This window comes from Streptomyces sp. NPDC006259, assembly GCF_042870975.1.
Lineage (GTDB): Bacteria > Actinomycetota > Actinomycetes > Streptomycetales > Streptomycetaceae > Streptomyces.
The window spans coordinates 320,372-346,302 of sequence record NZ_JBIAHY010000001.1; the positions used below are offsets into that span (position 1 = coordinate 320,372).

Sequence of the window (25,931 nt, forward strand, 5' to 3'; positions counted from 1 at the left end):
GGGGACGATCCTTCTCACACCCTCGGCCATCCTGCTCACGCCCTCACCAGCCCCTGCCGGGCGGCCCCGCCCAGTGCCAGGTAGACGTCCTCCAGGCTCGGTGTGGCGAGGGTGAAGTCGTCGAGGGCGGCGAAGGCGGCCCCGCCGGTGACGGTGGCGACGACCGTACGGGCCTCCTCGGGGCGCAGCCGCAGCGTCCAGCGGCGCCCGGACTCCGCGGCCCGTTCGCGCAGCGCGGCGACCTCGGGGACGTCCAGCGGCGCCCGCTCGCGCCACACCAGCTCGACCCGCACCTCGTCGGCGACCTGCTCCTTGAGCCCGGCGGGCGTGTCGCAGGCGATGACCCGGCCGCGGTCGAGGACGGCGACCCGGTCGAGGACCGTCTCGGCCTCGATGACGTTGTGGGTGACGAGCAGCACGGTGGTGCCGCGCTCGGCGCGCCGCCGGTCCACCGCGGCCCACACGGCGCGGCGGGCGACGGGGTCCATCCCGGTGGTGGGCTCGTCCAGCACCAGCAGCGGCCGCTCCCCCACCAGCGCGGTCGCGAAGCAGGCCAGCCGCCGCTGTCCGCCGGACAGCTTGCGCAGCGGCCGTCCGGCGATCGGGGTGAGCCCCAGCTCCTCCAGCACCGCGTCCCGTTCCCGACGCGCCTCGTGGACGGTGAGGCCGCGCAGGCGTCCGGTGGTCTCGGCCGCGAGGGAGACGGTGAGTTCGTCGAGGGCGGTGGACTCCTGGCCGAGGTAGGCGAGGATGCGCGCGGCCCGTTCGGGGTGGCGCACGATGTCGTGGCCGAGGATCTCCACGCTGCCGGTGTCGGGCCGCATCAGCCCGGTCACCTGCCGGACGACGCTGGTCTTGCCGGCGCCGTTGGGCCCGAGCAGACCGAAGATCTCACCACGGCGTACGTCGAGCCGTACGTCGTCGGTGGCACGGACCTCGGGGGCGGCGGGAGCTCCGCGCCGGCCCCGGACCGCCGGGTAGGTCTTGGTCAGTCCGCGTACGGCACACACGACCTCGTCCCGGTGCCGAATGGTCGATGCCGCGCGCGTACTCACAAGGGACGAGGGTACGGGGTCGGCGGCCCGCGCCCGCCGTCGGGGGCGCGCGGGGTGTCCGGTTCAGTCCGCCGCGGGCGCGTGCTCGGCCGCCGCCCGTACGTCGATCTCACGCCAGAACCCCGCCCGGATGGCGTAACGGTCGTGCTCGTCGATCTGGTCGTCCTTGTGCGCGAGGAGACCGAACCGGGCCGCGTACCGCAGCAGCTCGCCGTCGATGCGGTGCGGGATGCGCGGGTACATGCCGGACAGCTTCTGGAGATGCCCCTGGTCGCCGAGGCGCCCCATCCAGCGGCGGGCGAAGACCTGGCCCACCTCGAAGGGGTCGCCGCCGACGGTGGTGATGTCCTCCTCGCGGTCGGCCCACCGCTGTTCGGCCGTGGTGACCTGGGCGAGGGTCGGCATCGAGGCGACATCGGAGGGCTCGGCGGCGGCGCCGGGCCGGTCGACCCAGCCCTTGTCGGAGGACCAGCGCAGGGTGGCGGTGGCCGGGGGTTGGACGGCCTGGGCGGCCTGGGCGGCACCGGGCGCACGCAGGGCCGCGAGGTCCTTGGGGGTGGGCACGCCCTTGGCGGCGGGGACTCGTTCCCGGGTGCCGTTGTCGGTGGCGGCGGAGGGGTGCTCGCTCTGCTCGGCGGGCCGTTCGGACGTCGGTGCGAGGGTGGAGTCGGGCAGCGGCGCGGAGAGGATGGCGGCGATCTCGGGGCGCGGCACGGGCGGCGGGGCGCAGATCCCGCCGACGTCCTTGGCGCGTACGGCCTTGGTGATCCACGCGCGGTCCAGGACGCGCCGTTCGTCGGCCTCGGCGACCAGGTCCTCGGACTGGTTGTAGTCGCCGTCGGCGGCCTGCACGGCCCACAGGTGGACGGCGACGCCGTGCTCCTTGGCGGCCATCATGCCGGGCAGCAGGTCGCCGTCGCCGGTGACGAGGACGACGTCGGAGCAGGCGCGGTTGCGGGCCAGTTCGGTCAGCTCGGCGTGCATGGCGGCGTCGACGCCCTTCTGCGCCCAGCGGCCGTCGCTGCGGGTGAGGGCGCCCAGCCGGACGGTCACCCGGGGCATCACGCGCAGTCTGCGGTGTTCGGGCTGGGGGACGCGGTCGGGGGCGCCGTCGAACCAGTAGATGCGCAGCAGGGGCCGTTCGGTCTCCGACTCGGCCTGTTCGCGCAGGCCCTGGACGAGGGCGGCGTGATCGACGGTGATCCGGGAACGCGAGGGTTCTCCGGCGAGGAGACTCGCGGCGGCCCCCAGCAGATACCCGGCGTCCACCAGGACGATGCAGCGGTCCACACGACTCACCCTCTTCCCCGGAGGTTTGCTTCGGGCCTGGTTCGAGTCTGCCCGACTGTGCGGGGGTTAACGGCCGGAACTCGATCTTCGGCGTGGCGTTTCGGGGCGGCGTGCCCCGATGACCCTTGTCACCCACGGTAATTATCCGAAATGCGTCATAAGACAGCCTATGTGAATCTGAATCCGGCCCTGGCCCCTAGACCCCCAACAGGAGGCAGATCCCCATGGCCAAGAACAAGAACCGTGACCGTAAGCAGTCGCAGTCCGAGCGGAGCCCGCAGACGGCGTCGCAGGCCACCCTCGAGCCGCAGGACGAGCAGCGCACCACGCAGGCGACACCCGGCGACATGGCCCGCGGCAGGGGACGCGGCAAGCGCTTCGGCCACAACTAGCCTCTGTGTGACGGGCCCTTGACGCCCTTCGCGCATGCAGGAGGGGCGCACCCGGAGATCCGGGTGCGCCCCTTGCGTGTGTCCGGTGGGTCTCAGCCCGCCAGGCAGGACGGGCCCAGCAGCACCTTCAGGTCGCCGAACAGGGCCGGGTCGGGCTTGACGCGGTGCCGGTCCAGGCGCAGGACGGTCGTCTTCGTCGGGCCCTGGAGCCTGATGCGGACCTCGCTGTCGCCCCGGTGGTGGGTGAGGATCTCGCCGAGGCGGTTGATCATCGGCGGGGTGACCTTCACGGCCGGGATCGTGAGGACCACGGGCGCGTTGGTGCCCGCGTTGGACAGGTCCGGCACCTGGAGCTCCATCGCGACCAAGCGGGGCACGTCCTCCCGCTTGTCGAGCCGGCCCTTGACGAACACCACGGCGTCCTCGACGAGTTGGGTCGAGACCAGCTGGTAGGTCGCGGGGAAGAACATGCACTCGATGGAGCCGGCGAGGTCCTCGACGGTGGCGATGGCCCAGGCGTTGCCCTGCTTGGTCATCTTGCGCTGGAGGCCGGAGATGATGCCGCCGATGGTGACGACCGCGCCGTCCGCGTGCTCACCCCCGGTGAGCTGGGCGATCCCCGCGTCCGCCTTGTCGGACAGCACGTGCTCCAGGCCGAAGAGGGGATGGTCGGAGACGTACAGACCGAGCATCTCGCGCTCCTGCGCGAGCAGGTACGTCTTGTCCCACTCGTCGGTGGTGAACTCGACGTCGAGGCCGAAGCCGGGCTCGTCGTTCTGTTCCTCGCCCATGCCGCCGAAGAGGTCGAACTGGCCCTCGGCCTCCTTGCGCTTGACCGCGACCACGTTGTCGATCATCGGCTCGTACTGCGCGGTGAGGCCCTTGCGGGTGTGGCCCATCGAGTCGAAGGCGCCGGCCTTGATCAGCGACTCCGTGGTGCGCTTGTTGCAGACCACCGCCTCGACCTTGTCGAGGTAGTCGGGGAAGGAGGAGTACTTGCCCTTGGCCTTGCGGGACTTGATGATCGACTCGACCACGTTGGTACCGACGTTGCGCACGGCGGACAGGCCGAAGAGGATCACGTCGTCGCCCTGCGCGGCGAAGTTCGACTCGGACTCGTTCACGTTCGGCGGGAGCACCTTGATGCCCATGCGGCGGCACTCGTTGAGGTAGACGGCCGACTTGTCCTTGTCGTCCTTGACCGAGGTGAGCAGCGCCGCCATGTACTCGGCGGGGTAGTTCGCCTTGAGGTACGCCGTCCAGTACGAGACCAGTCCGTACGCGGCCGAGTGGGCCTTGTTGAACGCGTATCCGGCGAAGGGGACCAGGACGTCCCACAGGGCCTGGATCGCCTCGTCGCTGTAGCCGTTCTTCTTGGCGCCGGCCTGGAAGATGGTGAAGTTCTTCGCCAGCTCGTCGGGCTTCTTCTTGCCCATCACGCGCCGGAGGATGTCGGCCTCGCCGAGCGAGTACCCGGCGATGATCTGGGCGGCCTTCTGCACCTGCTCCTGGTAGACGATCAGGCCGTAGGTGACGGCCAGCACCTCTTCGAGGGGCTCCGCCAGCTCCTTGTGGATCGGCGTGATCTCCTGGCGGCCGTTCTTGCGCTCCGCGTAGTTGATGTGCGAGTTCATGCCCATGGGGCCCGGCCGGTAGAGGGCCGAGACGGCGGAGATGTCCTCGAAGTTGTCGGGCTGCATCTGGCGGAGCAGCGAGCGCATCGGGCCGCCGTCGAACTGGAAGACGCCGAGGGTGTCACCGCGGCAGAGGAGTTCGAAGGTCGTGGGGTCGTCCAGCGGGAGGGCGAGCATCTCCAGGTCGATGCCCTTGTTGGCCTTCACCATCTTGATGGCGTCGTCCATGATCGTCAGGTTGCGCAGGCCCAGGAAGTCCATCTTCAGCAGGCCCAGCGACTCGCACTGGGGGTAGTCCCACTGCGTGATGGTGACGCCGTCGGTGTGCCGTACCCAGATCGGTGCGTGGTCGACGATCGGTTCGCTGGACATGATCACGCCCGCCGCGTGCACGCCCATCTGCCGGACCAGTCCCTCGACGCCCTTGGCGGTGTCGATGACCTTCTTCACGTCCGGCTCGTTCTCGTACATCGCGCGGATCTCGCCCGCCTCGCTGTAGCGGGGGTGCGAGGGGTCGGTGATGCCGTTGAGGTCGATGCCCTTGCCCAGGACGTCGGCGGGCATCGCCTTGGTGAGGCGGTCGCCCATCGCGTACGGGTAGCCCAGCACGCGCGCGGAGTCCTTGATGGCGTTCTTCGCCTTGATCTTGCCGTACGTGCCGATCATGGCCACCTTGTCGGCGCCGTACTTCTCGGTCACGTACCTGATCACTTCGACGCGCCGACGCTCGTCGAAGTCGATGTCGACATCCGGCATGGAGACGCGCTCGGGGTTGAGGAACCGCTCGAAGATCAGGCCGTGCGGGATCGGGTCGAGGTCGGTGATGCCCATGGCGTACGCGACGATCGAGCCGGCCGCGGAGCCTCGGCCGGGGCCGACCGCGATGCCGTTGTTCTTGGCCCACATGATGAAGTCGGCGACGACGAGGAAGTAGCCCGGGAACCCCATCTGGATGATGACGTCCATCTCGTACTCGACCTGCTTCTGGCGGTCCTCGGGGATGCCGCCCGGGAAGCGGCGCTCCATGCCGCGGCGGACCTCCTCCTTGAACCAGCTGACCTCGGTGTAGCCGTCGGGGATGTCGAACTTCGGCATGAGGTTCTTCGCCTCGAACATGCCGGTCGTGTCGATCTGCTCGGCCACCAGGAGGGTGTTGGCGCAGCCCTCCTGCCAGGCGTCCGAGGAGTCGATGGCGTACATCTCGTCCGTGGACTTCAGGTAGTAGCCGGTGCCGTCGAAGCGGAAGCGGTCCGGGTCGGAGAGGTTCTTACCGGTCTGGATGCACAGCAGGGCGTCGTGGGCGGTCGCCTCGTGCGCGTACGTGTAGTGCGAGTCGTTGGTGACCAGCGGGGGGATGCCGAGCTTCTTGCCGATGTCGAGGAGCCCCTGGCGGACCCGGCGCTCGATCTCGATGCCGTGGTCCATCAGCTCCAGGAAGTAGCGGTCCTTGCCGAAGATGTCCTGGTAGTCGGCCGCCGCCTTCAGGGCCTCTTCCTCCTGGCCGAGGCGCAGCCGCGTCTGCACCTCGCCCGAGGGACAGCCGGTGGAGGCGATGAGCCCCTCGGACCACTGGGAGATGGTCTCCTTGTCCATCCGGGGCCACTTCTGGAGCCAGCCCTCGGCGTACGCGTCGGAGGACAGCTTGAAGAGGTTGTGCAGGCCCGTCGCGTCGGCCGCCCAGATCGTCTTGTGGGTGTAGCCACCGGAACCGGAGACGTCGTCACGCTTCTGGTGCGGCTGGCCCCACTGGATCTTGCGCTTGTTGCGCCGCGACTCCGGGGCGACGTACGCCTCGATCCCGATGATCGGGGTGACCCCGGCCTTCTTCGCGGAATGGAAGAAGTCGTACGCCCCGTGGAGGTTGCCGTGGTCGGACATCGCGATGTGGGTCATGCCCATCTCGTTGCACGCGTCGAACATGTCCTTGAGCCGCGCGGCACCGTCCAGCAGCGAGTACTGGGTGTGGACGTGCAGGTGCGTGAACGGCGGCTTTGACACGGCGTGGCCTCCAAGGGAAACACTCGACGACAGGCTGGCGCACAGTCTGGGGGTCAGCGTCGAAGTGTATGCCTCGGCACTGACACCCGGCGGGCTCCCCCGCGTACCTTCACAGCGGGGGCCGCGGGCACTTTCGCACGCGTCCACCCGTTCCAGACGACAGAAACGCTGTCGTACACGTGAAGCACCAGGAGGCACCCCGCGATGTCGGTCCCGCAGCTCAACGAAGAGCCTCGCGGCGAGGAGATCCTCGCCGTCCTCGACACCGCCTTCGGCGAACTCCTGGCCGCGGACCCGGCCGCGTTCCGCGTGAAGTTCCGCAAGATGGCGGCCTCGGCGTTCGCGTTCTACCGGGGCACGGCGTGCCTCTTCTACCACGACCTGGCCGCGGCGAGCGGAGGGCGCGACGACAGCGGCGCCTTCACCGGGCCCTACCTGGACGACCGCACCTCGCGCGTGTGGATCCACGGCGATCTGCACGCGGAGAACTTCGGCACCTACATGGACTCCCAGGGCCGCCTGATCTTCAACGTCAACGACTTCGACGAGGCCTACGTCGGCCCCTTCGTCTGGGACCTGAAGCGCTTCGCCGCCTCGATCGCCCTCGTCGGGTACGCGAAGGCGCTCAGCGACGACCAGATCACCGAACTGGTGCAGGTGTACGCGGGCGCGTACCGCGAGCGGATCCGCGCCCTGGCGACCGGCGCCAAGCAGGACGAGGTGCCGCCCTTCACGCTGGACACGGCCGACGGGCCCCTGCTGGACGCGCTGCGCGACGCCCGCTCCCTGACCCGCTTCGGGCTGCTCGACTCCATGACGGAGATCCGCGACTTCGAGCGCCGCTTCGCGCCCGGCGGCGGCTCCGTCGAGCTGGACGCGGCCACCCGCTACAAGGTCCTCGCCGCCTTCGACGGCTACCTGGAGACGCTGCCGGAGACCTCCCTGACCCGCCCGGACTCCTACCGCGTGAAGGACGTCGTCGGCCGCCGGGGCATCGGCATCGGCTCGGCCGGCCTGCCCTCGTACAACATCCTGCTGGAGGGCAACAGCGACGCCCTGGAGAACGATGTGGTGATCTACATCAAGCAGGCCCAGACCCCGGCCGTCTCCCGGCACGTCACCGACCTGGCGATCCGCGAGTACTTCCAGCACGAGGGCCATCGCACGGTGATCTCCCAGCGCGCCCTCCAGGCGCACGCCGACCCGTGGCTGGGCTGGACCGAGCTGGACGGCGCGGGCCAGCTGGTCGCCGAGGTCTCGCCGTACGCGGTGGACCTGGACTGGGGCGACATCGACGACCCGGAGGAGATCGCGGGCGTCGTCGCCGACCTCGGCCGGGCCACGGCCACGATGCACGCCGCGGCCGACGACACCTCCGGCGAGTCCCTGGTGCCGTTCTCCACCGAGCGGGCCATCGACGCGGCGCTCGCCGGTGACGAGGAGAGCTTCGCCCCGCTCCTGGTGGAGTTCGCGCACTCCTACGGCGCACGCGCGCGTGCCGACCACCAGATCTTCCTCGACCTGTTCCGCAACGGCCGGATCCCGGGTCTGTGACGGGGCCCACCGCGGCGGCGCCGCCCGTGACCGGATCCATGACGAATACGGCGCTCACAGCGACCCTTTAGGGGTCTCTTACCGGCGCGCGTGACACACTCTCCTCCGCTATGGACATATCCGGGACCCGACTCAGAGCCGTACGCGCGGCGCTGTTCACGGCCTTCGTCGTGACGCTCAGCACCGCGTCGCACGTGCTGCTGTCCCGGGCCCCCCTGCCGCTGAACACGGTGGCCGCCCTCGCGGTCGCCGTGTTCCTCCTCGCTCACGCCCTGGCGGGCCGGGAGCGCGGCTTCGGGCGGATCGCCGCCCTGCTGATCCCGCTGGAGCTGGCGGCCGACACGGTCTTCACCACCGGCCAGCACCTCTGCTACGGCCGGGCCGGCGGTCCGGTCGCCGGCCCGCTGCGCTCCGTCGGCCTCGACATCCTGTGCGGCGACGGCACCAGTGTCGGCGCCCCACTCGCCCGACTCGGCAGGGGCGGCGCGCGCCGCCTCCATGAGGGGTGGTCGTCGGGTGGCGGGTGGAACGGCGCCGACCCCGAGCGGTTCGGCGGCCTCCTCGCCCACGCCGACCCGTGGACGGCCTGGCTGCTGCTGGGCGCGCACATCGGCGTGGGCCTCCTCGCCGCGGCCTGGCTGCGGCGGGGCGAGCGCGCGCTGGCCCAGGTGCTGCGCGCGGCGACCGCGACCACCTTCCGGCCACTGCTGCTGGCCGTGGCCGCCGTGACCGTCCGCCGCGCCCCGGCCACCCGCCGCCCGCCGCGGCCCGCGCCCCGCCCGGTCGCCACCAGCCGCGCCCGGATCCTCGTGCACTCCCTGGGGCGTCGTGGGCCCCCGCGCCCGTCCGCTGCCGCCTGAGCATCACCCTGCCCCGCGCGGCCACGAGCACGACAGTCCCCACACACGTATCCCGCGCACACCCTGCGCGCGTCCCACCTGGAGAACACCACCATGAGCAAGCGCAACAGTGCGGCGGCGAAGACGGCGGCCCGTGAGCGGCTCCGCGTCGAGCGCGAACGCCAGGCGAAGCGGGCCAAGATCAAGCGCCAGATCATCGTGGCCTGCTCGGTCGTCGGCGTGCTGGCGGTGGCGGGCGGCATAGGTTACGCGGTCGTCCAGAACAACAAGCCCACGTACTGGGAAGAGGCCAAGGACAAGCCGCTGGTCAAGCCCGCCAACACCACCGGCGCGAACGGCACCACCGTCGTGATGGGCAAGAGCACCGCCAAGAAGACGCTCGTGATGTACGAGGACGCGCGCTGCCCGGTCTGCGCCCAGTTCGAGCAGGTCGTCGGCCCCACGGTGAAGTCGGACTTCGACGCCGGCAAGTACAAGCTCCAGTTCGTCGGCGCCACCTTCCTCGACAACAGCCTCTCCGGCGAGGGCTCCAAGAACGCGCTCAGCGCGCTGGGCGCCGCGCTCGACGTCGGCCCCGAGGCGTTCCTCGAGTACAAGACCGCGCTGTACTCGGCGAAGTGGCACCCCGAGGAGTCCGACGACAAGTTCAAGGACGACAGCTACCTGATCAAGGTGGCCGACACGGTCCCCGCCCTCAAGGGCAACGCCGGGTTCCGGAAGGCCGTGAAGGACGGCACCTACGACAAGTGGGCGCTGGAGATGTCCGAGACGTTCGACGACAGCGGTGTGTCCGGCACCCCGACCCTCAAGATGGACGGCAAGAAGCTGACCGCGCCCGGCAGCGACAACGCCCCCATGTCGGTCGCCGACTTCACCACCGCGCTCCAGGCGGCCCTCAAGGGCTGAACAGGCCGCTGACGCGGGAGCCCCGCGGAGGGAAGGCCGAGAGACGGAGAACCGAAGTGCGGGCGAACTTTTCCCCGTTCGCCCGCACTTCGGCGTACTGGTCAGTAATCTGATCGGCCGTGACCAGTCGATACAGATCAACCGAGAGCACCGACGCGCCGTCAGATCGCCTCCACGCGCGCGCCCCCCGCCGCCGCACGGTCGTCAAGGCCGCCGCCGCCACCGCCGTGCTGGCCGGGCCGCTCGCCGCCGCGCTGCCCGCGCGGGCCGCCGACGAGGCCCCCGCCTTCCTGCACGGTGTCGCCTCCGGCGACCCGCTGCCCGACGGCGTCCTGCTGTGGACCCGGGTGACGCCGACCGCCGAGGCGATACCCGGCTCCGGGTCCGGCCCGGACACCGAGGTCGAGTGGGTCGTCGCCAAGGACAAGGCGCTGACGACCGTCGTGGCCAAGGGGTCCGTCACCGCGACCGCCGCCTCCGACCACACCGTCAAGGCCGACGTCCGCGGCCTGGCCCCGGCCACCGACTACTGGTTCCGCTTCTCGGCCGGCGGGACCGACTCCCCGGTGGCGCGTACCCGCACCGCGCCGGCCGCGGACGCGTCCGTGGCGGGCCTGCGCTTCGGCGTGGTCTCCTGCGCCAACTGGGAGGCCGGCCACTTCTCCTCCTACCGTCACCTCGCCGCCCGCGGCGACCTCGACGCCTGGCTGCACCTCGGCGACTACATCTACGAGTACGGCACCGGCGAGTACGGCACCCGCGACACCGTCGTACGGCAGCACGCGCCCACGCACGAGATCCTCACCCTCGCCGACTACCGCATCCGGCACGGCAGGTACAAGACGGACCCCGATCTCCAGGCCCTGCACACCAAGGCGCCCGTCATCGCGATCTGGGACGACCACGAGATCGCCAACGACACCTGGTCGGGCGGCGCCGAGAACCACACCGAGGGCGCCGAGGGCACCTGGGCGGCCCGTCAGGCGGCGGCCAAGCAGGCCTACTTCGAGTGGATGCCGGTCCGCCCGGCCCTGGCGGGCACCACCTACCGCCGGCTGCGCTTCGGCAAGCTCGCCGACCTCTCCCTGCTGGACCTGCGTTCCTTCCGCTCCCAGCAGGTCTCCGTCGGCAACGGAGAGGTCGACGACCCCGACCGCACCCTCACCGGCCGGGCCCAGCTCGACTGGCTGAAGGCCGGGCTGAAGGCGTCCGACACCACCTGGCGGCTGGTCGGCAACTCGGTGATGATCTCGCCGTTCGCCATCGGATCCCTCTCCGCGGACCTGCTCAAGCCGCTCGCCAAGCTGCTCGGTCTGCCGCAGGAGGGCCTCGCCCTCAACACCGACCAGTGGGACGGCTACACGGACGACCGCCGCGAACTCCTCGCCCATCTGCGCGCGAACGCCATCCGCAACACCGTCTTCCTCACCGGCGACATCCACATGGCGTGGGCCAACGACGTGCCGGTGGACGCCGGGACCTACCCGCTGTCCGCCTCGGCCGCCACGGAGTTCGTGGTCACCTCGGTGACCTCCGACAACCTCGACGACATGGTGAAGGTCCCCGAGGGCACGGTCTCCGCGATCGCCGCGCCGATCATCAGGGCCGCCAACCGCCACGTCCACTGGGTGGACACCGACCGGCACGGCTACGGCGTCCTGGACATCACCGCCGACCGCGCGCAGATGGACTACTACGTCGTGTCCAGCCGCACGCAGCCGGACGCCACCTCGTCCTGGGCCCGCTCCTACCGGACCCGCACCGGCACCCAGAAGGTCGAGCGGACGTACGACCCCGTGTAGTCGCCGCCTACAGACCGTCGAGGAAGCCGAGCGCCACCCGCCAGGTGGCCTCGGCCGCCTCGGCGTCGTGGTCGGGCAGGTCGGGGTCGGTGTAGAGGTGACCGGCCCCGGCGTACCGGTAGATCTCCACATCGGCGCCCGCCCGGCCCATCTGGAGGTACCAGGCGCTCAGCCAGTCGTCGGTCTCGAACGGGTCCGGCTCGGCCACGTGCAGCTGCACCGGCAGGCCGTCCGCCGAGGCGTTCGGCGCGAGGTCGGAGGTGCCGTGCAGGAGCAGCAGGCCGCGCGCCTTGTCGTCACCGAGGGCGAGGGTCTGCGCGACCGACGCGCCCAGCGAGAACCCGGCGTACACGAGTCCGCGCTCGGAGTAGGGCGCGGCGGCCAGGACCGCTCTCCTCAGCAGCTCGTCCTTGCCGATCTCCTCCTGGTGGGCCATGCCCTCCTCGACCGTGTCGAACGTACGCCCGTCGAAGAGGTCCGGGGTCCACACCTCGTGGCCGGCGGCGCGCAGCCGGTCCGCGGCGGCGCGCACCGCGGGGCGCGGTCCATAGGTCGAATGGAAGAGCATGATGTTCATGAGGCCATGGTGCCAGCCGGCACCGGCGACGCCCCATGAGCCGATCCCCACAACACCGCACGTGGGTCTCTTCACACCACGCGCATGTTCACGACCCCGCCGGGCCGGTTACGTTCGAAGGCATGGAGAACCTGCTCCGCCCACTGATCGTGGTCGGCGGCTCGGTCGTGCTGACGTTGTTCATCGGCTGGGCCACCGACCGACTGCTGTGCAAGGCCGATGGACGGCATTCCGAGACGCCCCTGTGGGGGCTGCTGCGGCGTGGCCGCATCCCGTACCAGCTCGTGCTGTGCGCGGCGCTGCTGAGAGGATCGTTCGACACGGCCCAGATGCTGGAGAACCACCGCGTCGGCGTGGCCCGGACGCTCACCCTGGTGCTCATCGGGGCGGCCGCCTGGCTGGCCGTCCGGATCGCCGCCGCGGTCGTCGAGACCTCGTACAGCCGTTACGCGCGCGTGCACCACGACGCGGCCCGGGTGCGGCGGGTACGCACCCAGGTGTCGCTGATCACGCGGGTCGTCGCCGCGGTCGTCGGGGTGGTCGCCGTGGCGGCGATGCTGCTGACGTTCCCGGCGTTCCGCGCGGCCGGCGCCTCCCTGCTGGCCTCGGCGGGCATCATCGGCATCGTCGCGGGTGTCGCGGCCCAGTCGACGCTGAGCAACATGTTCGCCGGGTTCCAGATCGCCTTCGGCGACATGGTGCGGATCGGCGACACGGTGGTGGTGGACGGCGAGTGGGGCACCGTCGAGGAGATCACGCTGACCTTCCTCACCGTGCGGACCTGGGACGAGCGCCGGATCACCATGCCCGTCTCGTACTTCACGTCCAAGCCGTTCGAGAACTGGTCGCGCGGCACGCCGCAGATGACCGGCATCGTCTACTGGCACGTCGACCACTCCGCGCCGCTGGACGCGATGCGCGAGAAGCTGCGCGACATCCTGCGCGAGTGCCCGGCGTGGGACGGCCGCGCCTACGGCCTGGACGTGACGGACACCACCCCCACCACCATGCAGGTCAGGGCGCTGGTCACCGCCAAGGACGCCGACGACATCTGGACCGCCCGCGTCACCGTCCGGGAGCAGATGCTCCGCTGGCTGTCCGAGAGGCACCCCTACGCCCTGCCCCGCGTCAACACCGCCGACGCGATCCTGCCGCCGCCCCGCTCCAACGGCCGGGTGCCCAGCGGCGTGGGAGCCCAGCGCCGCGCCCACGAGTCACCGCGCGCGGACCGCTGAGACGAGGCCTCGCCCGGAGCACCGCTGAGGCGAGGGCCTCGCCCGGAGCACCGCTGAGGCAAGACCTCGCCCGGTGAGCCCTGCGAGACCTCGCCCGAACGCACCCCACGCGACCGCTCCACCCACGAGACCGCTCCAGACCCACCAGACCCACCGGACCGCTCCAGACCCCGCCCGGGCGCCACCGACGCACCCGGGCGGGCCGGTGACGCCCCCCGAACCGCCGGCCGCCCGCGCCGAAGCCCGCCGCCGAGCCCCCTCACGGGGCCGGTTCCGACCGAGCGGCACAGGCGGGGCGCACCCGCGGATCGCGGTTCAGCGCAGACTGCGCACGTCCAGATGGCGCAGCACCCGGTCCACGATCTCCGGGTCGGCCCCCGGCTCGCTCCGTGCCGCGACCACCTCGTGCCGGGCCGCGCTCAGCATCTCGCCCTGGATCCGCCGCAGCCGCTTCAGCCGCCGCACGCGATGCTCGTGTGCCTCCCGCCGCTCGTCCTCCCCCAGGTCCGGGCTGATCCGCAGTCCGATGTCCAGGGCCCGCCGCCCCATCTGCTCGGCCAGTTCCTCCGGCAGGTCCTCCTCGGCCTCGATCTCCCGCAGCCGGCGCTTCGCCGCCTTCGCGGCCCGCAGGGCCAGTTCCTTCTCGAACTCCTTCTCACGGCCGGTGTCGGCCTGCACCCCGAGCCGCCTGACCAGCCACGGCAGGGTCAGCCCCTGGATCACGAGCGTCGCCATGATGACCCCGAAGGCGATGAACACGATCTCGTCCCGGTCCGGGAAGGCTCCCCCTTCGTCGGTCTTCAGCGGAATCGCGAGCGCCAGCGCCACCGAGGCGACCCCGCGCATCCCCGACCACCACATCACGACGGTCTCCCGCCAGGTCGTCGGAATGTCCTCGTCATGGTCCCGGCGGGCGTGCATCCGCTGGGTGAGCCAGGTCGCCGGCAGCAGCCACAGCAGCCGTACGAGGATCACGACGGCCACCACGGCCGCGGCCCAGCCGAGCATCTCCCCCCACCGTCCGGACGCCGTCCGGATCGCCATGTGCAGTTCCAGGCCGATCAGCCCGAACGCCACCCCGGTGACCAGCGTGTCGATGATGTCCCAGAAGGTGTGTCCGGCCAGCCGTGTCAGCACGTCGTCGGGGTCGGTGGCGTACTCGGCGAGGAAGAGGGCGGTGGTGAGCACGGCGAGCACCCCCGATCCGTGGAACTCCTCCGCGAGCACGTACGAGGCGTACGGCACCAGCAGCGTGAGCCCGATCTGCAGGGTCGCGTCCCCGAGCAGGTCCATGAGCCGGTTCGCGCCCCAGCCGAGCGCCAGCCCGACCGCCACCGCGACGACGGCGGACAGCACCAGGTCGAGACCGGCCTCCCACGGCGAGAAGCTGCCGCTGACGACGGCGGCGATGGCCACGTGGTAGAGCACGATGGCGGTGACGTCGTTGAACAGCCCCTCGCCCTCCAGGATGGACACCAGTCGGCGCGGCAGCCCGAGCTGCCCGGCCACGGCGGTGGCGGCCACCGGGTCGGGCGGCGCCACGAGCGCCCCGAGGGCCACGGCGGCCGCGATCGGCAGTCCGGGCACGATCGCGTGGGCGACGGCGGCCACGCACAGCGTCGTGACGAACACCAGCGCCACGGCGAGCAGGAAGATCGGCCGTTTGTTGGCGGTGAACTGCCGCCAGGAGGTGCGCCGTACGGCCGCGTACAGCAGGGGCGGCAGCAGCAGCGGCAGGATGAGGTCGGGCGGGACGTTCACGTTGGGCACGAAGTCGGCGACCGCGAGCACGATCCCGAGCAGGGTCATCAGGACCGGCGCCGGCAGGCCCCACCGGTCTCCCAGCGGGACACTCACCACGGCCCCGAGCAACAGGACGAACAACAGGGCCAGCTGATCCACGGTCAGTGCTCCGAAGGCTGAGACGTCACACGGCAGACCTCAAGCCTGCCACGTCCCTCGCGTCACCAGCTCTTTCGGCGCCCCCGCCGCCCCGGCTACCGCCGGAGCGCCCGCCGCATCGCCCGGTGCGGGATCCCGGCGTCCGGGAACTCCGGACCGTACGCCTCGTAGCCCAGCCGCTCGTAGAAGCCGAGGGCGTGGGTCTGCGCGTGCAGGTCCACGGCCGCGAGACCACGCGCCCGTGCCGCGTCCTCGATGGCGCGCACCAGCGCTGCCCCGACCCCGAGCCCGCGCGCCTGCTCGGTGACGGCGAGCCGTCCCAGCGACCCGACCGACAGGTCCCCGCCGGTCTTCGCCGACACGTCCGCGCCGTACAGCAGCCGTCCGGTCCCGAGCGGTACGCCGTCCTCCCGGACCGCCAGCACATGCACCGCGCCGGCGTCGTGGGCGTCGTACTCGATGTCCTCGGGGACGCCCTGTTCGCGGACGAAGACCTCCTTGCGGACCGCGAAGCAGGCCGCGCGGTCGGCGGGGTCCTCGGCGACCCGGATCACGTACGCGCGCGTGCCGCTCACCCGTAGGTCTCCTCGCGGACCAGGTCCAGGGCCTGCCGGAGGTCGTCCGGGTACTCGCAGGCGAACTCGGCCCACCGGCCGTCGCCGGGGTGCTCGAAGCCCAGCCGGACGGCGTGCAGCCACTGGCGGGTCAGCTTCAGCCGCTTGGCGAGCGTCGGGTCGGCGCCGTAGGTCAGGTCGCCGACGCACGGGTGGCGGTGAGCGGCCATGTGGACGCGGATCTGGTGGGTGCGGCCGGTCTCCAGCTTGACGTCCAGCAGGGAGGCGGCGCGGAAGGCCTCGATCAGGTCGTAGTGCGTGACGGAGGGCTTGCCCTCGGCGGTGACCGCCCACTTGTAGTCGTGCTGGGGGTGCCTGCCGATGGGCGCGTCGATGGTGCCGCTGGTGGGGTCCGGGTGGCCCTGCACGAGCGTGTGGTAGCGCTTGTCGACCGTGCGCTCCTTGAACTGGCGCTTCAGCGAGGTGTACGCGCGCTCCGACTTGGCGACCACCATCAGCCCGGACGTGCCCACGTCGAGCCGGTGCACGATGCCCTGCCGCTCGGCGGCACCGGAGGTGGAGATGCGGTAGCCGGCGGCGGCGAGTCCGCCGATGACGGTCGGGCCGCTCCAGCCGGGCGACGGGTGGGCGGCCACCCCGACCGGCTTGACGATCACGACCACGTCCTCGTCGTCGTGCACGATCTCCATGCCCTCGACGGGCTCGGCGACCACCTGCACGGGCGCGGGCGCCGGGGGCATCTCGACCTCGAGCCAGGCCCCGCCGTGCACCCGCTCGGACTTCCCGACCACCGACCCGTCGACCATGACCTTCCCCGCGGCCGCGAGTTCGGCGGCCTTGGTACGGGAGAAGCCGAACATGCGGGAGATGGCGGCGTCTACACGCTCGCCCTCCAGGCCGTCGGGCACGGGCAGGGTGCGGATCTCGGGAATCGTACTCACCCGTCGAGTATGCCGGACAGGTCCGGCACCCCCGAACACACGCTCAGTCCCGGTGGACGGTCCCGTCCGGGTCGAGGCCCTTGAAGGACAGCAGGACGATCAGGATGCCGCCGCACACGATCGCCGAGTCGGCCAGGTTGAAGACGGCGAAGTGCTTCGGTGCGATGAAGTCCACCACCGCGCCCTCGAAGACGCCCGGCGCCCGGAAGATCCGGTCGGTGAGGTTGCCGAGCGCCCCGCCGAGCAGCAGGCCGAGCGCGATCGCCCAGGGCAGGCTGTACAGCTTGCGGGCGAGCCGGGCGATCACCACGATCACCGACGCCGCGATCACCGTGAAGATCACGGTGAAGGCCTCGCCGACGCCGAAGGCGGCACCCGCGTTGCGGATCGCCTCGAACCGCAGCCAGTCCCCGACGATCTCGATCGGCTGGTGGTGCTCCAGCTTGGCGACCACGATCATCTTGCTGACCAGATCGATGACGTACGCGAACGCGGCGACCCCGAACAGCACGCCGATCCGGCGCCTGCCGCGAGGCTGTCGCCCGGCGGCCTCGGCCGCGGCCCCGTCCGAACGGGACGTGTCGCCCGCAGCCGGCTGCCCGGCGTGCCCGTCGGACGGTTCCGGCTCGGCTCCCGCCGCCTCTGGAGTGTCCGGCGTACCGATGATGCGCTCCGCCTCTGCCACGTGAGTCCCTCGACCTAGGTACCTGACTGAGGACGAGGGTACGGCACGCCTCCCGACGGCCGGGGGATCAGTACCGCCGCTCCTGCTTCTGCTTGCACTCCACGCACAGCGTGGCCCGGGGGAAGGCCTGCATGCGGGCCTTGCCGATGGGATTGCCGCAGTTCTCGCACAGGCCGTAGGTGCCCGCGTCCAGCCGCTCCAGGGCGTGCTCGGTCTGGACCAGCATCTCGCGCGCGTTGGCCGCCAGCGCCAGCTCGTGCTCGCGGGTGATGTTCTTCGTCCCGGTGTCCGCCTGGTCGTCGCCGGCACCGTCGCCCGAGTCCCGCATCAGTCCCACCAGGGCGGCCTCGGACGAGGCCAGCTCGGCGCGCAACCGGTCCCTCTCGGAGTCCAGCTCGGCGCGGGCCTGCGCCATCTCCTCCGGGGTCCAGGGGTCCTCGCCGGGGCGCACCGCCAGTTCGCCGGGCTCCGCCGCCGCGAACCGTGCCTTCGGAACGGCGGTCTTCGCCGCCGTGGCCGTGCCAGGAGTCTTCTTCGCAACCACTGTCGTGGCTCCCGTCTGCTCCGCGGCCGAAGCCGCGCCCACCTTCTTGGCCGTGCTCTTCCTCGCGGTGCTTCTGCGGGTGGTCCCCTTCCCTGCCGCACCGCCCGTGCCGCCGGCCCCCTCCGTACCGGCGTCCACCTCACCGTCCGCGCCCTGCGGACCGGCGTCCGACTCATGGACCGCGCCCTGTTCGGCCGCCGTCGTCCTCCTGCCCACGGCCGCCCGCTTCGACGCGGCCTTCTTCCCGGCGGGAGCCCCCGCCCTCTCGGCGGACGTCCCCTCGGCGGGCGTCTTCCCGGTGACCGCCTTCTTGGCGGCCGCCTTCTTGGCGGCCGCCGTCTTGGCGGCCGCCGTCTTGGCGGCCGCCGTCTTGGCGGCCGCCGTCTTGGCGGCCGCCGTCTTGGCGGCCGCCGTCTTCTTCGAGACCGCCGACTTCTTGGACGCGGCAGCCGACCGGGAGGTGGCAGCCCGTTCCGCGGGCGCCGCCTCCTTCGCAGGTGCCGCCTTCTCGGCCGGTGTCCTTCCGACCGCCGCCTTCCCGGACGGCGTCCTCCTGACCGCGGCCTTGCTGACCGCCGCCTCCTCGAAGTCCCCCGCCTCCACGGCTCCAGCCGCTTCCAAGGCTTCAGCCGATCCCGCCGCTTCCTCCCCCTTCACCGCCTCCGGCGTCTCCGCCGCCTTCCCCTGCTTCAACGGTTTCGCGGCCCCGGCCGTGCCCCCTCCCCGGGTTCTCTTGCTCGCCCCGGCATCCTTGGCCGCACCGCCGGAGGCGCCGGTGGATCTGCCGGACGCCGACTGCTGTACGGCGGTCTTCTTCGCCACCATGGCCGCGGCCCCTTCACATATTGTGATCTTGCACGCGAATCGTGCTGGGACGATAAATCGACTTGAGTCCCGCGGCAACGGGGCACACCGCCCGATTCGCCCGCCTCGCGCACCTCACGCGGCGAGCCTGCATCCGTTGTGCCCAACTCCCCGCCGGGTAATCCGACCGGTCCGCGGCCCCGGAGACCGACCGCGTCCCCCTCGGCATTCGGGTCATCCCGGACCGCCCCGACGCCTCGCCGACGACGCCCGGAAAACCGGTCGGCCGCCGTCCGCGCGGCGCCGTACACTGGGCGGAGCGAGAAGCGTGGATGGGGACGAGTAGCGGCGTACGCAGCCCAGAGCGACCCGGGGACGGTGGAAGCCCGGGGGCGAGCGCGATGTGAAGATCACCCCGGAGCCGCCGGAAGAAGGCCTTGGACAGTGGGCTGCGCCCACGGGCCGCCCAGGGCTGGTAGAACCGGCATCGCGACCCCAATGAGGGGGCTCCCCGGAGCGCAGGCGCCGGAGGGCCAAGGAGGGTGGTACCGCGGGAGCGCGCCGCACACGGCGTGACATGGCTCTCGTCCCTCCGACGGAAGGCAGCACATCCGCCGGAGGAAGCTCGTTGAACACGCAGCCGCAGTACCGCCAGGTACCCGCCCAGGTCGACCTGCCCGCCCTCGAGCACGCCGTGCTCGAGTTCTGGCGTGAGCAGAAGATCTTCGCCAAGAGTCTGGACCAGTCCGAGGGGCGCCCCGAATGGGTGTTCTACGAGGGCCCGCCCACCGCCAACGGCATGCCGGGCGCCCACCACATCGAGGCGCGCGTCTTCAAGGACGTCTTCCCCCGCTTCCGCACGATGCGCGGCTACCACGTGGCCCGCAAGGCCGGCTGGGACTGCCACGGCCTGCCCGTGGAGCTGGCGGTGGAGAAGGAGCTGGGCTTCACCGGCAAGCAGGACATCGAGGCGTACGGCATCGCCGAGTTCAACGCCAGGTGCCGTGACTCCGTGACACGCCACACCGACGCGTTCACCGAGCTGACGAACCGCATGGGCTACTGGGTCGACCTGGACGACGCCTACCGCACCATGGATCCCGAGTACGTCGAGTCGGTGTGGTGGTCGCTGAAGGAGATCTTCAACAAGGGCCTGCTGGTACAGGACTACCGCGTGGCCCCCTGGTGCCCCCGCGACGAGACGGGCCTGTCGGACCACGAGCTGGCGCAGGGCTACGAGACGATCGTCGACCCTTCCGTCTACGTCCGCTTCCCTCTCACCTCCGGTCCGCTGGCCGGCCGCGCCGCCCTCCTGGTGTGGACGACGACCCCCTGGACGCTGGTCTCCAACACCGCCGTCGCCGCGCACCCCGACGTCACCTACGTCGTCGTGACGAACGGCGAGGAGAACCTCGTCGTCGCGCAGCCGCTCGTCGAGAAGGCGCTCGGCGAGGGCTGGGAGACCACCGGCGAGTCCTTCACCGGCGCCGAAATGGAGCGCTGGACGTATCAACGTCCGTTCGAGCTGGTCGAGTTCCCGGAGCCCGCCCACTACGTCGTCAACGCCGAGTACGTGACGACCGAGGACGGCACCGGTCTGGTCCACCAGTCCCCCGCCTTCGGTGAGGACGACCTCAAGGTCTGCCGCGCGTACGGTCTGCCGGTCGTCAACCCGATCCGTCCCGACGGCACCTTCCAGGAGGACGTCCCGCTGGTCGGCGGCGTCTTCTTCAAGAAGGCGGACGAGAAGCTCACCGAGGATCTCCAGAGCCGCGGCCTGCTCTTCAAGCACGTCCCTTACGAGCACAGCTATCCGCACTGCTGGCGCTGCCACACCGCGCTGCTCTACTACGCGCAGCCCTCGTGGTACATCCGCACCACGGCCGTCAAGGACCGCCTCCTCGAGGAGAACGAGAAGACCAACTGGTACCCGGACACCGTCAAGCACGGCCGTTTCGGCGACTGGCTGAACAACAACATCGACTGGGCGCTGTCCCGCAGCCGTTACTGGGGCACCCCGCTGCCGATCTGGCGCTGCGAGGACGAGCACCTCACCGTCGTCGGCTCGCGCGCGGAGCTGACCGGGCTGACCGGCACCGACCAGTCCGCACTGGACCCGCACCGCCCCTACATCGACGCGGTCACCTTCACCTGCCCGCACGAGGACTGCGGGCAGCTCGCCACGCGCGTGCCCGAGGTCATCGACGCCTGGTACGACTCGGGTTCGATGCCGTTCGCCCAGTGGGGCTACCCGTACAAGAACAAGGAACTCTTCGAGTCCCGCTACCCCGCGCAGTTCATCAGCGAGGCCATCGACCAGACCCGTGGCTGGTTCTACACGCTGATGGCGGTCGGCACCCTGGTCTTCGACAGGTCCAGCTACGAGAACGTCGTCTGCCTCGGCCACATCCTCGCCGAGGACGGCCGCAAGATGTCCAAGCACCTGGGCAACATCCTCCAGCCGATCCCGCTGATGGACACCCACGGCGCCGACGCCGTCCGCTGGTTCATGGCCGCCGGCGGCTCCCCGTGGGCGGCCCGCCGCGTGGGCCACGGCACGATCCAGGAGGTGGTGAGGAAGACCCTCCTCACCTACTGGAACACCGTCGCCTTCCAGGCCCTGTACGCCCGCACGTCCGGCTGGGCCCCCTCCGAGGCCGACCCGGCCCCCGCCGACCGCCCGGTCCTCGACCGCTGGCTCCTGTCCGAACTCCACGCGCTCACCGACCAGGTGACCCAGTCCCTGGAGGCCTACGACACCCAGCGCGCCGGCAAGCTCCTCTCCGCCTTCGTCGACGACCTGTCCAACTGGTACGTACGCCGCTCCCGTCGCCGCTTCTGGCAGGGCGACAAGGCCGCGCTGCGCACGCTGCACGAGGTCGTCGAGACGGTCACGAAGCTGATGGCCCCGCTGACCCCGTTCATCACCGAGCGGGTCTGGCAGGACCTGGTGGTGCCGGTCGCTCCCGACGCCCCCGAGTCGGTGCACCTGGCGTCCTGGCCGGAGGCGGACCTCTCCGCGATCGACCCGGAACTGTCCCGGCAGATGGTGCTGGTGCGCCGCCTGGTCGAACTGGGCCGGGCCACCCGCGCCGAGTCGGGGGTGAAGACCCGCCAGCCACTGCGCCGGGCGCTCATCGGCGCCACCGGCTTCGACTCGCTCTCCCCCGAACTGCACGCGCAGATCACGGAGGAGCTGAACGTGGCCTCGCTCGCCTCGCTCGCCGAGGTCGGCGGCAGCCTCGTCGACACGACCGCCAAGGCCAACTTCCGCGCTCTGGGCAAGCGGTTCGGCAAGCGCGTCCAGGACGTCGCCAAGGCCGTGGCGAACACCGACGCGGCCGCGCTGTCCCTCGCCCTGCGCGAGGGAACCGCCACGGTGGAGGTGGACGGCGAGACCGTCACCCTCGCCCCCGACGAGGTCATCATCACGGAGACCCCGCGCGAGGGCTGGTCGGTGGCGTCCGACTCGGGCGCGACGGTCGCCCTCGACCTGGAGATCACCGAGGAGCTGCGCCGGGCCGGCCTGGCCCGTGACGCCATCCGCCTGATCCAGGAGGCCCGCAAGAACAGCGGCCTGGACGTCGCCGACCGCATCGCGCTCCGCTGGACCGCGACCGACCCGGCCACCGTCGACGCCCTCACCGGCCACTCGGCCCTGATCGCCGACGAGGTACTGGCCACCGACTTCGCCCAGGGCGAGGCGGACGACACCTACGGCGCCCCGTTCACGGACGAGGCCCTGACCCTCGCCTTCCGCCTGCGCAAGGCGTAGCCGCCTCCGGCACCGACAAGGGCCCGGTCTCCCTGAGGGGGACCGGGCCCTTGTCGCATGTGCGGCTCGGCCTCCGCCGGGCGGTGCCGCCCGTCCGGCGCCGGGCCCTTCCGCATGTGCGGCTCGGCCCGCTCGGCGTCGGCCGGACGGCCGCCCGGCCGCGTCGACACATGCGAAAAGGGCGGGGCCCCGGAGAGGTGTCCGGGGCCCGCCCTTTGAACGCTGCCGACGCCTAAGGCGTACTACTGGCCGTCAGTTGTCGTCCTCGTCGATGAGGAAGCCGCGCATCGGCGAGGGAGCCTGTCCCATCGGGGAGGGACCCTGCGGACGCACCGGCGCCATCGGCTGGGTCATCGCCGGGGACATCTGCTGCTGGCCGCCGTAGGACGGGCCTGCCTGGCCCGGTCCGCCCATGCCCTGGTTGCCGCCGCCGTAGGACGGGGCGCTCGCGCCGGCCGGAGCCATCGAAGGCGCCGGGGACGGCGGCAGGGAGGCCGTGGCCGGGGTGCGCGGCGGAGCGAGGGAGTCGTCGGCCTGGGTCTCCAGCTGACGCAGCTGGGACTCGAGGTACGACTTCAGGCGCGTACGGTACTCGCGCTCGAAGCCGCGCAGGTCCTCGACCTTGCGCTCCAGCGTGGCGCGGGCGGACTCCAGGGAGCCCATCGCGACGCGGTGCTTCTCCTGCGCGTCCCGCTCCAGGGCGTCGGCCTTGGCACGGGCGTCGCGCTCCAGACCCTCGGCACGCGAGCGCGCCTCACCGACGATCTTGTTGGCCTCGGAGCGGGCCTCGGCGATCGCCTGGTCGGCCGTCTGCTGGGCGAGCGAGAGGACACGGGCGGCGCTGTCGCCACCGGGGCCCTGACCGTGACCGCCCATCGGACCGCCCATGGGGCCGCCCATCTGCTGCTGCATGGGCTGGCCGCCCATGTGGCCCTGGCCCATCGGCCCCTGGCCCATGGGGCCCTGACCCATCGGACCCTGGCCCATCTGGCCGGGACCCATCTGGCCTTGGCCCATGGGGCCCTGGCCCATCGGACCCTGACCCATCTGGCCTTGGCCCTGCGGGCCGCCCTGACCACCGCCGGGACCGGCGGGCAGCTGCGGGGCGCCGCTCGGCAGCTGGGGCGGGCCACCCATGGGGCCACCCATCTGCTGCTGCGGCGGGCCCGATATGCCGGCGGGCACCGGGCCTCCGCGCATACCCTGCTGCGGCATGCCCTGCTGAGGCATACCCTGCTGGGGCATACCCTGCTGCTGCGGAGGCATCCCCTGCTGCTGCTGGTCCTGCTGCTCCGGAGGCTTGCGCATGTTCTGCTGGTTCTGAGCAGCGGCACGCGTGGCCGCGGCCAGCTTGGCGCGCAGGTCCTCGTTCTCCCGGAGCAGGCGGGTCAGTTCGGCTTCGACCTCGTCGAGGAAGGCATCGACCTCGTCCTCGTCATAGCCTTCTCGGAGGCGGACGGTCGTGAACTGCTTGTTCCGCACGTCCTCGGGGGTCAACGGCATCTCTTCACCTCAACGTAGTCGTCGGCATTCGGCAAGACCGTATCTCTCACATCGTTCACATCGCGCCTGCTACTAGCGCACGCAGGATAAAAACGATGATCATCAGCACGAAGAAGGACAGGTCGAGCGCCACGCCCCCGAGACGCAGCGGCGGGATGACCCGCCGCAGAAGCTTGAGCGGTGGATCGGTGACAGTGTAGGTGGCCTCCAGGACGACCACCATCGCCTTGCCGGGTTGCCATGAGCGGGCGAACTGGAAGACGTAGTCCATGACCAGCCGGAAGATCAGCACGATGAAGAACACCGTCAGCGCGATGTAGAGGATCGTCATGACCACGCTCATGTTCGGTGTTTCCCTCTCCCCTGTTCCCGTGCCGCTCTGTGCCGCTGGTGTTTCCGGTCTACGTCTCAGCTCTGGTTGAAGAACCCGCCCTCTGCGATGCGGGCCTTGTCCTCCGCCGTGACATCGACGTTAGCAGGCGACAACAGGAACACCTTCTGCGTCACCCGCTCGATGCTGCCGTGAAGACCAAACACCAGACCGGCCGCAAAGTCGACAAGTCGCTTCGCGTCCGTGTCATCCATCTCCGTCAGATTCATGATCACCGGGGTGCCCTCACGGAAGTGTTCCCCGATGGTACGGGCCTCGTTGTAGGTCCGGGGGTGCAGTGTGGTGATCCGGTACGGCTCTCGTTCGGACACGACCTTGGGCATGATCACCGGTGCGTTCTTCTCCAGGGACTGACGTTCTTGTGTGATGGATGCCACGGGCGCGATCCGCGCCGGACGCCCGGATTCCGCGCCTGGCGAAGCGGATCTGGCCACCGACTCGCGCGGTGCGGGCGGCTGGGTGATTCGCACCTCATCGTCCCTTTGGGACTGATGTGCTCCATGCAACTGGTGAGACGGCTCATGCCGTCGATGGTCACGCTCGGGCTCAGGGTCGAGTTCGGGTTCGAAGTCGTCGTCGGGGTCGAAGCCCCGGCCGTCGTACCCGTCGTCCTCCACGAGGCCGAGGTAGACCGCCATCTTGCGCATCGCGCCGGCCATGCTCTGAGTCCTCCGCTCTGTGGTGGATCCGCTGACGACTGCCAAGTCCCGCGATCCACGTGGTCCTTTTGCCGCCTTTCGGCGGTAATGACCATATTTTCTGCTGTGGTCCGACTTCCTGGCGACGTTACCCGAGCCCGGGGCGGACTCCGAGTACCGCGCTGCCGACGCGTACATGTGTCGCTCCGGCCGCCACGGCCTGTTCGAGGTCCGCGCTCATCCCTGCCGAGACCATGTTCGCAGCAGGATGGGTTCGGCGCAGGTCAGTCGACAAATCCATCAACCGCTCGAACGCCGCCCGTTGGCGTCCGGCGTACTCCCCGGTCAGAGGTGCGACCGTCATCAGTCCGCCGAGCCGGAGCCCCGGAGCGCCGGCCACGAGGTCGGCCAACTCCGCGATCCCGCCGGGTGCGACACCGCCCCGCTCCCCCCGTGCGCTCTCGCCCGCGTCGAGCGCGACCTGGATGAGGCAGCCGACCTCGCCCCCGACCCGCTCGGCCTCCTTCGACAGGGCGGCGACCAGCCGGGAGCGGTCGACGGACTGCACGACGTCCGCGTAACCGACCACGGAGCGCACCTTGTTGGTCTGCAACTGGCCCACGAAGTGCCAGGAGAGGGAGAGATCCGAGCAGGCGGCGGCCTTGGGCGCCGCGTCCTGGTCCCGGTTCTCGGCGACGTGCCGCACGCCGAGTTCGGACAGGATCCGCACATCGCTCGCCGGGTAGGTCTTGGTGACCACGATGAGGGTCACCTCTTCCCGCTCGCGTCCGGCCGCCGCGCACGCGTCCGCGATGCGCCGCTCCACCTTCGCGAGATTCGCGGCGAGTTGTTCCTTGCGTTCCGTCATGT

Annotated in this window: 20 protein-coding genes; 7 read left to right on the plus strand and 13 right to left on the minus strand. The window is 70.9% G+C overall.

The genetic code is table 11. The annotated features are described in order from the left end of the window. Nucleotides 1–35: 35 nt before the first annotated feature. Complete coding sequence (locus tag ACFYO5_RS01470) at nt 36–1,010, minus strand: ABC transporter ATP-binding protein (protein WP_356560023.1); 975 nt, start codon at nt 1,008–1,010, stop codon at nt 36–38. A 108-nt stretch (nt 1,011–1,118) separates the two neighbouring features. Further along, a complete protein-coding gene (locus ACFYO5_RS01475) occupies nt 1,119–2,345 on the minus strand; it encodes an NYN domain-containing protein (protein WP_388702903.1) in 1,227 nt (408 codons plus the stop codon). A gap of 224 nt (nt 2,346–2,569) precedes the next feature. Between ACFYO5_RS01475 and ACFYO5_RS01480 the strand changes: the two genes are divergently transcribed. Beyond that, a complete protein-coding gene (locus ACFYO5_RS01480; protein ID WP_388702905.1) occupies nt 2,570–2,737 on the plus strand; it encodes a hypothetical protein in 168 nt (55 codons plus the stop codon). Nucleotides 2,738–2,829: 92 nt separating this feature from the next. On the opposite strand, the gene dnaE is transcribed toward ACFYO5_RS01480, so the two are convergent. Continuing rightward, entirely contained in the window at nt 2,830–6,369 is a 3,540-nt protein-coding gene (gene dnaE, locus ACFYO5_RS01485; RefSeq protein WP_388702908.1) for a DNA polymerase III subunit alpha, read from the minus strand. A gap of 204 nt (nt 6,370–6,573) precedes the next feature. On the opposite strand from dnaE, the gene ACFYO5_RS01490 reads away from it, so the two are divergent. From ACFYO5_RS01490 to ACFYO5_RS01505, 4 genes are all read left to right on the plus strand, one after another. Next, complete coding sequence (locus ACFYO5_RS01490) at nt 6,574–7,923, plus strand: DUF2252 domain-containing protein (protein WP_356558882.1); 1,350 nt, start codon at nt 6,574–6,576, stop codon at nt 7,921–7,923. Between the two features lie 110 nt (nt 7,924–8,033). Beyond that, nucleotides 8,034–8,783, plus strand: a complete 750-nt coding sequence (locus tag ACFYO5_RS01495) for a hypothetical protein (protein WP_388702911.1) — start codon at nt 8,034–8,036, stop codon at nt 8,781–8,783. 93 nt (nt 8,784–8,876) lie between these two features. Continuing rightward, on the plus strand, nt 8,877–9,689 hold the full coding sequence (locus ACFYO5_RS01500) for a thioredoxin domain-containing protein (protein WP_356558886.1): 813 nt from the start codon (nt 8,877–8,879) through the stop codon (nt 9,687–9,689). A 119-nt stretch (nt 9,690–9,808) separates the two neighbouring features. Then, nucleotides 9,809–11,491, plus strand: coding sequence for an alkaline phosphatase D family protein (locus ACFYO5_RS01505; RefSeq protein ID WP_388702914.1), 1,683 nt, complete (start codon nt 9,809–9,811; stop codon nt 11,489–11,491). A gap of 7 nt (nt 11,492–11,498) precedes the next feature. Here ACFYO5_RS01505 and ACFYO5_RS01510 read toward each other — a convergent pair whose 3' ends face one another. Then, nucleotides 11,499–12,068 carry a dienelactone hydrolase family protein gene (locus ACFYO5_RS01510; RefSeq protein WP_388702917.1) on the minus strand — a complete coding sequence of 190 codons (570 nt, stop codon included), beginning with the start codon at nt 12,066–12,068 and terminating at the stop codon, nt 11,499–11,501. Between the two features lie 122 nt (nt 12,069–12,190). Between ACFYO5_RS01510 and ACFYO5_RS01515 the strand changes: the two genes are divergently transcribed. Beyond that, a complete protein-coding gene (locus ACFYO5_RS01515) occupies nt 12,191–13,303 on the plus strand; it encodes a mechanosensitive ion channel family protein (RefSeq protein ID WP_388702919.1) in 1,113 nt (370 codons plus the stop codon). A 315-nt stretch (nt 13,304–13,618) separates the two neighbouring features. Here ACFYO5_RS01515 and ACFYO5_RS01520 read toward each other — a convergent pair whose 3' ends face one another. The 5 genes from ACFYO5_RS01520 to ACFYO5_RS01540 all read right to left on the minus strand — a co-directional run bounded on the left by ACFYO5_RS01520 (nt 13,619) and on the right by ACFYO5_RS01540 (nt 18,775). Next, nucleotides 13,619–15,205 carry a Na+/H+ antiporter gene (locus ACFYO5_RS01520; protein ID WP_356560024.1) on the minus strand — a complete coding sequence of 529 codons (1,587 nt, stop codon included), beginning with the start codon at nt 15,203–15,205 and terminating at the stop codon, nt 13,619–13,621. Nucleotides 15,206–15,300: 95 nt separating this feature from the next. Beyond that, nucleotides 15,301–15,780, minus strand: a complete 480-nt coding sequence (locus ACFYO5_RS01525) for a GNAT family N-acetyltransferase (protein ID WP_388702922.1) — start codon at nt 15,778–15,780, stop codon at nt 15,301–15,303. Continuing rightward, on the minus strand, nt 15,777–16,721 hold the full coding sequence (locus ACFYO5_RS01530) for an RluA family pseudouridine synthase (RefSeq protein ID WP_388702925.1): 945 nt from the start codon (nt 16,719–16,721) through the stop codon (nt 15,777–15,779). The genes ACFYO5_RS01525 and ACFYO5_RS01530 overlap by 4 nt, the downstream gene beginning before the upstream one ends. A gap of 43 nt (nt 16,722–16,764) precedes the next feature. After that, nucleotides 16,765–17,406, minus strand: coding sequence for a signal peptidase II (gene lspA, locus ACFYO5_RS01535; RefSeq protein ID WP_356558898.1), 642 nt, complete (start codon nt 17,404–17,406; stop codon nt 16,765–16,767). Nucleotides 17,407–17,473: 67 nt separating this feature from the next. Then, nucleotides 17,474–18,775 (minus strand): TraR/DksA family transcriptional regulator, encoded by a 1,302-nt coding sequence (locus ACFYO5_RS01540; protein WP_388702928.1) that lies wholly within the window; start codon nt 18,773–18,775, stop codon nt 17,474–17,476. Between the two features lie 556 nt (nt 18,776–19,331). Between ACFYO5_RS01540 and ileS the strand changes: the two genes are divergently transcribed. Beyond that, a complete protein-coding gene (gene ileS, locus ACFYO5_RS01545; RefSeq protein WP_388702930.1) occupies nt 19,332–22,529 on the plus strand; it encodes an isoleucine--tRNA ligase in 3,198 nt (1,065 codons plus the stop codon). Between the two features lie 252 nt (nt 22,530–22,781). Here ileS and ACFYO5_RS01550 read toward each other — a convergent pair whose 3' ends face one another. The 4 genes from ACFYO5_RS01550 to ACFYO5_RS01565 form a co-directional block, all read right to left on the minus strand. Then, nucleotides 22,782–24,032, minus strand: coding sequence for a DivIVA domain-containing protein (locus tag ACFYO5_RS01550; protein WP_388702933.1), 1,251 nt, complete (start codon nt 24,030–24,032; stop codon nt 22,782–22,784). Between the two features lie 55 nt (nt 24,033–24,087). Then, a complete protein-coding gene (locus ACFYO5_RS01555) occupies nt 24,088–24,375 on the minus strand; it encodes a YggT family protein (RefSeq protein WP_356558906.1) in 288 nt (95 codons plus the stop codon). A 65-nt stretch (nt 24,376–24,440) separates the two neighbouring features. After that, nucleotides 24,441–25,082, minus strand: a complete 642-nt coding sequence (locus tag ACFYO5_RS01560; protein WP_388702936.1) for a cell division protein SepF — start codon at nt 25,080–25,082, stop codon at nt 24,441–24,443. 127 nt (nt 25,083–25,209) lie between these two features. Then, nucleotides 25,210–25,929, minus strand: coding sequence for a YggS family pyridoxal phosphate-dependent enzyme (locus ACFYO5_RS01565; protein WP_388702939.1), 720 nt, complete (start codon nt 25,927–25,929; stop codon nt 25,210–25,212). Between the last annotated feature and the right edge of the window lie 2 nt (nt 25,930–25,931).